This is a genomic window from Specibacter sp. NPDC078709, from assembly GCF_040686795.1.
Classification (GTDB): domain Bacteria; phylum Actinomycetota; class Actinomycetes; order Actinomycetales; family Micrococcaceae; genus Specibacter.
The window spans coordinates 338,930-351,786 of record NZ_JBFBLU010000004.1; the positions used below are offsets into that span (position 1 = coordinate 338,930).

The 12,857-nt window shown below is 61.8% G+C and carries 7 protein-coding genes; all 7 read right to left on the reverse strand.

What is annotated here, in order from left to right:
* Window positions 1–403 precede the first annotated feature (403 nt).
* The 7 genes from AB0P14_RS10275 to AB0P14_RS10305 all read right to left on the reverse strand — a co-directional run bounded on the left by AB0P14_RS10275 (window position 404) and on the right by AB0P14_RS10305 (window position 12,815).
* The gene (locus AB0P14_RS10275; RefSeq protein ID WP_363841307.1) at window positions 404–1,093 is read right to left on the reverse strand and encodes a hypothetical protein; all 690 of its coding nucleotides are present in this window, start codon (window positions 1,091–1,093) and stop codon (window positions 404–406) included.
* Window positions 1,090–1,680, reverse strand: coding sequence for a DUF402 domain-containing protein (locus AB0P14_RS10280; RefSeq protein ID WP_363841310.1), 591 nt, complete (start codon window positions 1,678–1,680; stop codon window positions 1,090–1,092). Before AB0P14_RS10280 ends, AB0P14_RS10275 begins: the two co-directional genes overlap by 4 nt.
* Window positions 1,677–3,668 carry a 1-deoxy-D-xylulose-5-phosphate synthase gene (gene dxs, locus AB0P14_RS10285; protein WP_363841313.1) on the reverse strand — a complete coding sequence of 664 codons (1,992 nt, stop codon included), beginning with the start codon at window positions 3,666–3,668 and terminating at the stop codon, window positions 1,677–1,679. Before dxs ends, AB0P14_RS10280 begins: the two co-directional genes overlap by 4 nt.
* Before the next feature lie 210 nt (window positions 3,669–3,878).
* Complete coding sequence (locus tag AB0P14_RS10290) at window positions 3,879–6,707, reverse strand: aconitate hydratase (protein ID WP_363841316.1); 2,829 nt, start codon at window positions 6,705–6,707, stop codon at window positions 3,879–3,881.
* Window positions 6,708–6,775: 68 nt separating this feature from the next.
* Complete coding sequence (locus AB0P14_RS10295) at window positions 6,776–9,358, reverse strand: HAD-IC family P-type ATPase (RefSeq protein ID WP_363841319.1); 2,583 nt, start codon at window positions 9,356–9,358, stop codon at window positions 6,776–6,778.
* Window positions 9,359–9,405: 47 nt separating this feature from the next.
* A complete protein-coding gene (locus AB0P14_RS10300) occupies window positions 9,406–10,839 on the reverse strand; it encodes a TRAM domain-containing protein (protein WP_363841321.1) in 1,434 nt (477 codons plus the stop codon).
* A 5-nt stretch (window positions 10,840–10,844) separates the two neighbouring features.
* Window positions 10,845–12,815 carry an APC family permease gene (locus AB0P14_RS10305; RefSeq protein ID WP_363841324.1) on the reverse strand — a complete coding sequence of 657 codons (1,971 nt, stop codon included), beginning with the start codon at window positions 12,813–12,815 and terminating at the stop codon, window positions 10,845–10,847.
* Window positions 12,816–12,857 lie beyond the last annotated feature (42 nt).

Here is a 12,857-nt window from a genome sequence, read left to right on the forward strand (position 1 = left end):
GCGCAGCAATGGTGCTGTTTTGCCGAACCCTCTCGCATTCAGTGCGATAGCGTTTAAAAAAGGTGGCTATCCATTTAGTGGACCCTGTTCTGCACGTCATAGTCTGGACAGGCATTTCGACGTTGCGTATGGACTTGAGAGCTTGGACGGCCGGAAACGCGTGGGTGCCCGCCCGGATCGGCACCACCATCGCAAAAGGGACGGCGCTTGCGGGAAAAGACGGCATTAGACGGCCGTCTTTTCCCGCAAGCGCCGTCCGATGTGGAGCTACCCCACTATTTAGGTGCCCACATGATGAGGCGGGCCACAGCTCATCACCCCGGGTCCACTAAATGGATAGCCAACTTAAAAAAACAGCCATTGCTGCCCTAGCGTCTGGGGTGGGGCGGCGTCTGGGGTGGGGCTAGAGGCTGAAGGCTGTGCCGCCGGTTGCGCTGTGCTTGGCACGGAGCGCTGAGGGATCATCGATGGGGCCGGTGGCGACGGTCAGCTTGGTGAAGTCCAGCTTTTCGTCCCGGATGCAGACCTTGATGTTGGCCACGGCGCGGGCTGCATCGGGGGCCACAATGTAGATATTCAGCTTGCCGAGACCGTGCGGGGCCGGCACGAACTCGTACTTTTCCAGGATGCCGCTGCCGCGCCAGGCCAGGTGTGCGGTGAGGCTGTCCTTGGCCCGGCTTGCCAGGTGCTTGTCGCGGTCGGAGACGCGTGAGCTCTTCAACGCGAACTGGGCAACGACCAACGACTGCTGGCTGCGCTCAAGCACAGCGAAGCCATCCTCGAGGCACTGAGCTGTGAACGCTGCCAGCATGGCCTCGGCTTCTTCGAGGGTGGCTACCGGGGCATCCTTGGAGGTGCTGATGTGGCCCACCGTGCCGTGGTTGACTACGAAGAACACGCCCTCATTCTCGCCAGCATCGCCCTCGCCGTCCGTCTCCCCGGCTCCCCCAGCGTCAACCCACGCTTCACGGAAAATCAGCTGACCGGCGTCGTCCGTCTTATACATGCGCACAATGTTCGGGTCCAGGCCCGCCAAGATGGTTTCTGTGTGCTGTTCTGAACTGTGCTGTTCGGTACTGTTGTGCTCGCTCATGCTGTTTGCAGCGTCCTTCCAAGGGTGAACCAGGCCGCGTCGCGGCCGTCGAATGGGGCGTGACCGGCGGCCACGGCTTCGCTGAGCGCCTGGCAGGCGGCCTCGATGCGGTCGCAGATCTCCTGCGGGTAAGAGAATTTCACGGCGTGTTGGGCAAACTCGTCCCGGTCGTCAACGAACAAGCCGCGGTCCTTGGTGCGGACAACGTCCAGATCCATGTCAATCATGTGGAACTCCACCACGTGCGGGCGGATGCGGTGCCACTGCAGGTCCAGGGCCAGATCGATGTACAGCTCCACCCCGTGTGGATGGGCTGCGTCAAAGAACGTTGCCACCCAATCGCCGGTGTGCGGGATCAAGAAGATGGCATCCGATTCGGTGTACAGGGCCGCACCGGGCCGCGAAATGAACTCATGCGTGCCCTGGAAGACCCAATGACCGTGCTGATCCGTGCCGAGGTGACGCCCGGGAACAACCCAGTGGGCACCGCCGTCGTACTTGCGATTGCGGGCCACCACCAGATCGCCGGGCTGCGGCAGATCCACCTCACCCTGCTGCTCAACCGCTGCCTCCTGCGCAGCTGTCACAGGATCGGCATCTGCCCTGTGCGCGGGGCGGGCTGGCCGGGTAGGGGCCGGGCGAAGGGAACCTTGGTGCCAAGGACCTGTTCGACGACGTCCTGGGCCACCCGCTGTGCCGTCAGCCCCACACGTTCGAGCACCTCTCCACGCGTACCGTGAGCGAGGAATTCCACGGGGAGGCCAACCTCATTCAACGCCGTATCGATGCCGGCAGCACGCAGTTCCTGACGGATCCGGGAGCCGACACCACCGGCACGCACACCGTCTTCGACGACGATGACGATGCGGTGCTGTGAGGCCAGCTGGACGATTGAACGCGGCACGGGCAGGACCCAGCGCGGATCCACCACTGTGGAGCTGATGCCTTGGGCACCGATGCGGTTGGCGACATCCAGCGAGAGTTCGCTCATGGCGCCGACGCTGACAATCAGCACATCGGTCTGCGGGTCCGCACCGGCACCAGGCATGTCGTGCGCAGAGCGGGCCAGGACGTCAACGCCGTCGTACAAACGCTCGAGAGCCACAATCTCCGGGCCCACCTGGCCCTTGGAGTAGCGCACAACGCTAGGCGCATCAGCGATGGCGACAGCTTCGCGGAGTTCCTCGCGCAGACGTTCGGCATCGCGCGGGGCGGCCAAGTGCAGGCCGGGGACGATCTGCAACATGGACAAATCCCACATGCCGTGGTGGCTGGGACCATCCGGGCCGGTCACGCCGGCCCGATCCAGGACGATGGTGACGCCGGCCTGGTGCAGGGCAACATCCATGAGCAGCTGATCGAAGGCACGGTTGAGGAACGTGGCGTAAATAGCCACGACCGGATGCAGGCCACCGAAGGCCATACCGGCCGCCATGGTCACTGCGTGCTGTTCGGCGATGCCTACGTCGATGACGCGTTCGGGGTACTTTGCGGCAAACCCAGCCAGACCCATGGGGAGCAACATGGCGCCGGTAATGGCCACAATGTCGTCGCGTTCCTGCGCGATCTTGGTGATTTCCTCACCAAAAACACTTGTCCAAGACTTGCCGCTGGCCGCTGTTACAGCACGACCCGTTTCGGGGTTGATGACTCCCACGGCGTGGAACTGATCGTCTTCGTCGGCGCGGGCAGGTGCGTAGCCGCGGCCCTTTTCCGTGAACGCGTGCACAATGACTGGTCCGCAGTAGTTTTTGGCCAGCTGCAGGGCAGCCTCCATGGCCTTTTCGTCGTGGCCGTCAACCGGACCGACATACTTCATGCCGAGGTCGTCAAAAAGTCCCTGGGGTGCCCACCAGTCTTTGACGCCCTTCTTCGCGGCGTGCAAACTCTTGTAGACGAAGCGACCGGCAGCGTTGCCGTCTTGGAGTCGCTTCTTGCCCCAGTACATGGAAGCTTCGTACTTCTTATGGGTGCGCACGTGGTCAATGGCAGGGCGCAGCGACGCCAGATAGTCTGCAACGCCACCCACTGTTGGGGCGTAGGACCGGCCGTTGTCGTTCACGACAATGACCACTTTGCGGTCTTTGTCGGCGGCGATGTTGTTGATGGCTTCCCAGGTCATGCCGCCGGTCAGGGCGCCGTCGCCAATGACGGCCACAACGTAGCGATCGTTCTCGCCACGGAGCTGATGAGCGCGGGCAATGCCGTCGGCCCAGGACAGAGACGAGGATGCGTGTGAGCTTTGCACGATGTCGTGCTCGGATTCTGCACGTTCCGGATATCCGGAGAGGCCACCCTGCTGGCGCAAAGTGGAGAAATTCTGGCGACCCGTCACCAATTTGTGCACATAGGACTGGTGCCCGGTATCGAAAACGATACTGTCCCGCGGAGAGTCAAAGATTCTGTGGATAGCCAGCGTCAGTTCAACAACGCCCAAGTTGGGGCCCAGATGGCCACCTGTCTGGGACACATTTGCGATGAGGAAGTCCCTGATTTCTTGGGCCAGCTCCTCCATTTGGCGTTCACTGAGCCGGCTCAGATCACGCGGGTGCGTGATGGATTCTAAAAGTCCCATGGGTACCTCCTGGTGCACGGTCAACGTCTAACAATATCGTGTCTACGGCAATAACCTAGTCCACGCCTAACAAAAAATGCCGCCGTTTCCGCTTTCGCTATGGTCAAACCATGGCGTAAAGCGGAAACGGCGGCATTTCTCACTAGCAACAAGCTATACAGTGATCAACCCCACTGGACTGAGCCCTGCAGAGCAAGTGGCAGGAACCAGTTAGGCCGCTGCGGAGATCTGGCGCAGTACGTACTGCAGGATGCCACCGTTACGGTAGTAGTCTGCTTCACCGGGGGTGTCGATGCGCAGAACGGCATCGAAGCTCACGGTGGTGCCGTCTTCTGCAACTGCTGTGACCTTGAGCGTCTTGGGCGTGGTGCCGTTGTTCAGCTCGGTGACGCCTTCGACGGAGAACGTCTCGGTGCCGGTGAGACCCAGTGATTCGGCATTGGCGCCGGCCGGGTACTGCAGGGGCAAGACGCCCATGCCGATGAGGTTGGAGCGGTGGATGCGCTCGTAGCTCTCGGCGACAACTGCCTTCACACCCAGCAATGCGGTGCCCTTGGCAGCCCAGTCGCGTGATGAGCCGGAGCCGTATTCCTTACCTGCCAAGATGACCAGCGGGGTGCCGGCAGCCTGGTAGTTGACGGAGGCATCGTAGACGTATGCCTGCGGGCCGCCAGCCTGGGTGAAGTCGCGGGTGAAGCCACCTTCAACGTTGTCCAGGATCTGGTTGCGGATACGGATGTTCGCGAACGTTCCGCGAATCATGACCTCGTGGTTTCCACGGCGTGAACCGTAGGAGTTGAAGTCCTTGCGCTCCACACCGTTAGCCAGCAAGTACTGGCCTGCCGGGGTTTCGGACTTGAAGGAACCGGCAGGGCTGATGTGGTCGGTGGTGACCGAATCGCCGAGCTTGAGCAAGACGCGTGCACCGGCAATGTCCTCAACCGGATCAGCTTCTGCCTTCATCCCATCGAAGTACGGGGGCTTACGAACGTAGGTGGACTTGGGATCCCACTCGAAGACGTTGCCTTCGGGAGTTTCCAGAGCCTTCCAGCGATCGTCGCCATCGAAGATGGTGGCGTAGGAGTTGGTGAACATCTCGCGGTCGATCGAGGCGTCCATAACTTCCTGGACCTCAACCGGGTTCGGCCAAATGTCTGCAAGGAAGACGTCGTTGCCGTCGGCATCCTGGCCCAGCGCATCGGTGTCGAAGTCGAAGTCCATGGAACCAGCCAGGGCGTAAGCGATGACCAGCGGCGGTGAGGCCAGGTAGTTCATCTTCACGTCCGGGTTGATGCGGCCTTCGAAGTTACGGTTACCGGAGAGCACTGCTGTCACGGACAGGTCGTTTTCAGCAATGGCTGCTGAAACTTCGCTGTCCAAGGGGCCGGAGTTACCGATGCAGGTAGCGCAGCCGTAACCAACCGTGTAGAAGCCCAGCTTTTCCAGGAACGGAACAAGCCCTGACTTCTCGTAGTAGTCGGTGACAACCTTGGAGCCCGGAGCCACGGAGGTCTTGACCCACGGCTTGGACAACAGACCCTTGTTGACGGCGTTGCGAGCCAAAACGGCTGCAGCGAGCATCACGGAAGGGTTGGAGGTGTTGGTGCACGAGGTGATCGAGGCAATCGAGACTGCACCGTGATCGAGCTCGAACTCAACGCCTGATTCGTTCTTGACGTGAATCGGAGCGCTCTGGCGGCCGTTGGCACCTGCTGCTGCAGAAACGAGCACGCGCTCGGTATCGTGCTGGTGCGTGTCCGGGTGAGTGAACGACGGGGCGTCTGAGGCCGGGAAGGATTCTTCCAGGGACTCATCCACCGTGTTGCCATCAGCGTTTGCATCAGCGGCAACGTAGTTGTTCAAGTCAGAGCGGAACTGTGCCTTGGAGTTGGTCAGTTCAATGCGGTCCTGCGGGCGCTTCGGGCCTGAGATGGAGGGAACCACCGTGGACAGGTCCAGCTCGAGGTACTCGGAGAACTGGATCTCGACCGTTGGATCGTGCCAGAGGCCCTGTTCCTTGGCGTAAGCCTCAACCAGTGCCAGCTGCTCTTCGGAACGGCCAGTCAAACGCAGGTAGTCAACGGTGACTTCATCGATCGGGAACATGGCAGCCGTTGAGCCGAACTCCGGGCTCATGTTACCGATGGTTGCGCGGTTAGCCAACGGCACGGCCGCAACGCCTTCGCCGTAGAACTCCACGAATTTACCAACGACGCCGTGCTTACGCAGCTGCTCGGTGATGGTCAAAACCACGTCGGTGGCGGTTGCCCCGGCCGGGATTTCACCGGTCAGCTTGAAGCCCACAACGCGCGGGATCAACATGGAGACGGGCTGGCCCAGCATGGCTGCTTCGGCTTCGATGCCGCCAACGCCCCAACCCAACACGCCCAGGCCGTTGACCATGGTGGTGTGTGAGTCGGTGCCGACCAGGGTGTCCGGGTAGGCGCGCAGAACGCCGTCGACCTCGCGGGTCATGACGGTGCGGGCCAAGTACTCGATGTTGACCTGGTGGACAATGCCCATGCCCGGGGGAACTACCTTGAAGTCTTCAAAGGCGGTCTGGCCCCAACGCAGGAACTGGTAACGCTCACCGTTGCGCTGGTATTCAATCTCCATGTTGCGCTCAACGGCATCTGAATTGCCGAAGACGTCAATCTGCACGGAGTGGTCAATGACCATTTCGGCAGGCGCCAACGGGTTGACCCTGGTGGGGTCTCCGCCGAGTTCCTTGACGGCTTCACGCATGGTGGCCAGGTCAACGATGCAGGGGACTCCTGTGAAGTCCTGCATGATGACGCGGGCCGGGGTGAACTGGATTTCGGTGTCGGGCTCCGCATTCGGATCCCAACTTGCCAACGCACGTACGTGGTCGGCTGTGATGTTCGCACCATCTTCGGTGCGCAAAAGGTTCTCAAGCAATACCTTGAGGCTGAACGGAAGGCTCTTGGCGCCTTCTACCGAGTTCAGTCGGAAAATCTCGTATTCGGTCCCGGCTACATTAAGTACGCCTTTGGAACCGAAGCTGTCCACATTAGTCATCGATGGACTCCTCTCGCCACTGCTTTTATCTTCGTCACGCACGGGACAGGATGCCAGTTAGGCACGCCTTACTCACGTTCGGAAACCGCTCCGCGCTTCTTGAGAAAGCGGTAGAGCAGTTCGATCGCGACGCATCCTGCTGCTGTTACCGCAATCGTAGCCGCTAACAGCCCACCGCTGGGGATATCAAGGGCAAAGAAGGTGCGGGCGAACGGCACTGCCATGACCAATACGAGCCCCACCACCATGGCAGTCACCAACAGTGCCCGCCACTTATCGAAGGGCCGAGCCAAGGCACCCAGCACCCACAATGCCACCAGCAACACCGTCATGGTGACAGCCGTCTGCGCCTCACGAATCAAGTGTTCCCCGCTCAAAGACGGGTTCGGGAAGGTCAACGCATATGAGTACACGGCCATGATGCAGGCGGCCACAATGGTTCCAGAGGGGATCGCGAACATCAGCGTTCGGCGTAAGAATCCTGGTTGGTAGCGGCGCGCATTGGGCAGCAGTGCTAGGAAAAAGGCCGGAATGCCAATGGTCATGGAGCTCACAATGGAGAGTTGCCGTGGCAGGAACGGATAGCGCCACATCAGGATGCCAATGACCACGGAAATGATGATGGCGTACGTGGTTTTGGTGAGGAACAAGTTTGCCACGCGCTCCACATTGGCGATAACGCGCCGCCCCTCGGCCACCACCGACGGCAGGTGGCTGAACTGGCCATCGAGCAGCACCAGCCGGGACACGGCCTTCGTCGCTGCGGCTCCGCTGCCCATCGCGATACCAATGTCTGCGTGTTTGAGCGCCAGTGCGTCATTGACGCCGTCGCCGGTCATCGCCACCACGTGGTCACGGCTCTGCAAGGCCTGCACAATGGACTTTTTCTGCTCCGGCGTGACCCGGCCAAGAACGTTTTCGCGCTCCAGCACGTCTGCCATGGCCTCGAGGTCATCTGGCAGGTCGCGCGCGTCATATCCGTCGCCGTCGAAGCTGAAACCGACATCGCGGGCCACGGCGGCCACGGTTCGAGGGTTGTCGCCGGAGATGATTTTCAGTTCCACTCCCTGCTGGCGGAAGTATTCCAACGTAGCGCCGGCATCCGGGCGGACCCGCTCACGGAACACCAGCAGGGCTACCGGGTTCAGGCCGGCCAAGCTGAATTCTGCCTCCGACGCCGGATCGCCCACCATCGCGGTCTGTGCCGCGGTCGCCGTTGCGGGCACCTCGCGGTGGGCGAGGATCACGGCTCGCAATCCCTTCCCTGACGCGTCGTAGGAGGCCGCCAACGCCTCGGGGTGGTTGCCCTCGGCGAGGACTACTTCTGGGGCGCCCAGCACCCAGTCGCCGGCCGCGGGCCCCGCCCCAAAAGTGACGGCACTGTATTTGCGGGCACTGCTGAAGTGCACCTCGGAATGCGGCAGCTGTTCCGGGGGCGAGGTGTAGGAGCTGACCAGGGCAGCAGCCGTGGCATTGGCATTGGGATGAGCGCCCTGCCAGGCAAGGACCAATTCCCATCCCGGAACGGGCGAAAACAGTGTGGTGTCCGCCAACTCCATGCGGCCTTCGGTCAGGGTTCCGGTCTTGTCCAAGCAGACCATGTCCACCCGGGCCAGTCCTTCAACGGCTGGCAGCTCTTGGACCAGAACCTGTTTGCGGGCCAAGGTCACTGCGGCCATGCCAAAGGAAATGCTGGTCAAGAGCACCAGCCCTTCCGGGATCATGGCGACAATGCTGGCCACGGCACTGACCACAGCGATGCGCCAGTCCCCCGTGGCAATGGCCGCCCGCCAGCCTCCATGTGCGCTCATCTGCCCGTTGATGACCAGCAGAATAATGGGGATCAACGCCCAGGCAATGTACAAGATGATGCGGTTGATGGAGTTGCGAATCTCGGAATTGACCAGCGAGAAACGCCGCGCCTCGGCGGTCAGCGCGGACGCGTACGACTCCGCCCCCACCGCATGAACCCGCGCACTGCCGTAGCCAGCGACCACGGCAGAACCCGAAAGTGCCGCATCCCCCAAGGACTTCGTGACCGGATCGGACTCCCCCGTCAGCAGTGACTCATCAATTTCCAGTGCCTCGGACGCCAAAATAGTGGCGTCGGCCGGCACCTGATCCCCCGTGCGCAACAACAGCACATCGTCATGAACCACCTCGGCCACGGCAAGCTCGGCCTCGGCCCCATCCCGCAACACCCGGGCCCGCGGAGCATGCAGCACCGCGAGCTTGTCCAAGGTGCGTTTGGCCCGGTATTCCTGCACCACGCCAATGGCCGCATTGGCCACCACAATGAACCCAAACAGCGCATCGCGTGGGTCACCCACCACCAACACCAGCACCAAGCAACTGCCCAGCACCGTGTTGAACAAGGTGAAAACGTTGGCCCGCACAATGGCCCAAATACTGCGGCTGCTCTCGTGAGCCACCACATTCGTCAGTTCCGCAACACGGCGTTCTTGCACCTGTGCGGCCGTGAGCCCACTTGCGGCCAGCCGTGTAGCGTCCACCGGCGCCAGGGCACCACGTGCCGCAGCCATGGCCGCCCGGCGATGCGCCTCCCGCCGCTCCGCGAGAAGGGTGCCCTTGGGCTTATTGCGAGTCAGATCGCGCCGAGGCGGCCGTACCTTGAGTGCCGTTTGGTTCAAGACAGTTCCTAGTCCGTTCCTAGTCCGTTTCTAGTCCGTTCTTAGTTCTAGCGGGGTGCCGTTGCGCTTGCAGCTGCGGGCACTAAAAGGGCCACCGTTTCCACATGGTGCGTGTGCGGGTACAGATCGAAGGCGCGCAGCTTCTCAATCTGCCAACCGGCGTTGGCGAAGTACTTCACATCGCGGGCGAACGCGGCCGGATCGCAAGAAACATAGGCGATCGCCTTAGGCGCGGTGGCTACCAAGGCCCGGACAACAGCCTTACCGGCGCCTGCGCGCGGCGGATCAAGCACGACGGCGTCAAAACGGCGCCGCTGTCCGGCCTCGGTGTGCGATGCTCGCGATTGGGTACCGAGGATCTTCTCCACCCGGCCCTGCAGGATCTCCACCTGTTCACTCGCGTGCAGGTTCTTGCGTGCATCGCGGCTGGTGCCCGGGGATCCTTCCACCGAAAGGACACTGCCGTCGGAGCCCACAGCATCAGCCAGCGGGGCAGTGAACAAGCCAGCGCCTGCGTAGAGGTCAGCCACGTCGGCGCCGTCGTTGAGGTAACCGCCCTGCAGCAAGTAACCCAGTGCTGCATCTGTCAAGACCTTGGGGGCTTTGCGGTGAATCTGCCAGAAGCCGTCACCGGTGACCCGGAACTCGTGATCGTCGGTGGTTTCCTTGACCCAGCCGCGGCCACTGACCACTTCAATGGCGCTGTTTTCCGGGTTCCAGCGGGCTACCGAGGGAGGTGTCGGCAGTGCTGCCAAGGAGCGGGCAATGCGCTTGACGGCACTGCCGGCCGCCTTATCGCTGAGTCCGTGAACCGGTGCCAGCAGCACCAGCACGCCGGAGCCGTTGGCGGGGGCGGCCACCTCAACGCGGTCAATGCCAGTAAAGTCCAGTTCCCACAGGCGCAGCTCATTGATGGCTGGAAGCGCCAGCGGCATTTCCGCGATGGGAAGAATGGTGTGCGAGCGGTGGGCGTGCATGCCCAATTTGCCGGACGGGGTGACTGCGAAACCAACGCGTGTGCGCCAGCCCAGGCCTGCCTGCTGATCAGCGGTGCCCTGGGCATCAACATCCTCAACGCCAACGCTGAACAAGGCGTCCACGGAGTCGCTGGAAAGGCCTCCTAAGCGTTCGAGCTGTTCACGCACCACTGCGGTCTTCAGCTCCAGCTGACCCTTACGGGAAATGTGACCGAACTCGGCGCCGCCGATCGGCGCACCGTGGCGGGCTCCGGCGCGCAAGGCGTCCGCTTCGGGCCAAAAGTGGGGCACACGTTCGGGCGAGGCTTCCACCACGTTGGTGACGTCTGCGCGCCAAAACTTGGCGTCGTCGTCGTGCTCGGTCAGGGAAATCTCCACGGTCTCGCCGGGGATGGCGTGGCGCACAAAAATGACGCGGCCCTCATGCCGGGCAACGCAATGGCCGCCGTGGGCCACGGGACCTACTGTGACGGTGAGGCGGGTGGTACTGGTGGGCTCGCTCATAAGCTCTATTCCTGATATTTCTTTGCGTCGGTGGAGGACTTCAGCTGCCACGGCACGCTGGCAACCACTACTCCTGGTTCAAAATGCAACCGCGTCTTAATCCGCAGGGCCGTCTGGTTGTGAACCAGCTGCTCCCACCATTTGCCCACCACGTATTCCGGGATGTACACCACGATCAAATCACGCGGGGAATCCTTGCGCATGGTCTTGATGTGGTTGATCAGCGGCGTCAACGTTTCCCGATAGGGACTCGCCAACACAGTCAACGGTACCGGGATGGACAGCCGCTCCCAATCCGCGATGGTCTGTTCGGTCTCGGCAGGATCCAAATCTACGGTGATGGCTTCCAGTGTGGAGGGCCTTGATGCGCGGGCAAAGGCGATGGCTCGCATGACAGGTTTGCGCACGTGCGAGACCAAGATCACCGCGTGAATCCGCGCCGGCAGCGCCTTGATCGCCGAATCCGTCTCTACGGCGAGCTCTTTGGCCACGTTGTCGTAGTGCGAACGGATGCTCCACATGATCACGAACAGTACGGCCATCGCCAAGAGCGCAATCCAGGCGCCCTGTTCAAATTTCGTCACCAAGACAATCAGCAGCACCGTCAGCGTCATGCAGAAGCCGATCGTGTTGATGACCCGGGAACGCTTCATGCGGAACCGGATGGATTTGTCTCTGACCTTGAGCAGCTCACGGCCCCAATGCCGCACCATGCCCAGCTGGCTGGCGGTGAAGGAGATGAATACGCCCACAATGTAGAGCTGGATGAGCCGGGTGACATCTGCGTTGAAAGCCACAATCAGCACGATGGCGCCCACCGCCAGCAACAGCACGCCGTTGCTGAAAGCGAGCCTGTCGCCACGGGTACGCAGCTGGCGCGGCAGGTAACCGTCCTTGGCCAGAATCGAGGCCAGCACCGGGAAACCGTTGAAGGCGGTGTTGGAGGCGAACACCAAGATGGCGCCCGTGGCCGCCACAATGATGAAGAACGGAATGGAACCGGCGCCAAAAATGGTGGAAGCGATCTGGCTGATGGAGGGATTCTGCACGTAACCAACGGGCGGGGCCACGCCATTGACCAGGAATTCCGTGTGCGGATCAGCCACAATGTGCACGCCAATGGCGTTGGCCAGGAACAAAATGCTGGCCATCATGCCCGCGGCAATCGCGCCCAACAGCAATAAGGTGGTGGCCGCATTTTTACTCTTGGGCTTGCGGAAGCTGGGCACCCCGTTGCTGATGGCTTCCACACCTGTCAGTGCGGCGGCGCCCGAGGAGAAGGCGCGCAGCAACAAGAACGCGCCCGCGAGCCCCACCAGGCCCTGGTTGAAGGCGGCCTCGGGCACAATCTCAAAATCGGCCGACGGCGCCCGGCCCAGCGTTCCCGTGGCGGCCTGGAAGATCCCGGCGGCGGTCATAGCGAAAATGCAGAACATGAAAATGTAGGTGGGGACGGCAAATACCGTGCCCGCTTCCCGCACGCCGCGCAGGTTCACAAGGGCCAGAATAATGACACCGACGACGGCGATCACGGCTTGGGCGTCGTGCCAACCGGGTATAGCTGTGGCTAGGTAATGTGCGGCCGAGGACATGGACACTGCCACCGTCAGGACGTAGTCCACCATGAGCGCCGAGGCCACTGTGAGACCTGCGCGTTTGCCCAAGTTCACCGTGGCAATCTCATAATCACCGCCACCGGAGGGGTACGCGTGCACGTTTTGACGGTAGGAAGCAACCACCGTCAAAAGCACCACCATGACAGCTAGTCCCACCCAGGGCGAGAGCGACACCGCCGCGACACCGGCCAGTGCCAGCGTGAGCAGAATTTCATCGGGCGCATACGCCACAGAAGACAGCGCGTCGGAGGCAAAAACGGGCAGCGCAATGCGCTTGGGCAGCAGCGTATGAGACAGCTTGTCGTTGCGGAACGGACGCCCCACAAGGACCCGCTTGAACGCGTTGAAGAAATTCAGCACGCGGGTAACGCTAGCACCAGAACAGCGCACCCGCCCGGCGCC

Excerpts from the sequence above, each read along its gene's own strand:
- AB0P14_RS10275 (WP_363841307.1), bottom strand. The coding sequence starts at position 1,093 with ATGAGCGAGCACAACAGTACCGAACAGCACAGTTCAGAACAGCACACA.
- AB0P14_RS10300 (WP_363841321.1), bottom strand. The coding sequence starts at position 10,839 with ATGAGCGAGCCCACCAGTACCACCCGCCTCACCGTCACAGTAGGTCCC.
- AB0P14_RS10290 (WP_363841316.1), bottom strand. The coding sequence starts at position 6,707 with ATGACTAATGTGGACAGCTTCGGTTCCAAAGGCGTACTTAATGTAGCC.
- dxs (WP_363841313.1), bottom strand. The coding sequence starts at position 3,668 with ATGGGACTTTTAGAATCCATCACGCACCCGCGTGATCTGAGCCGGCTC.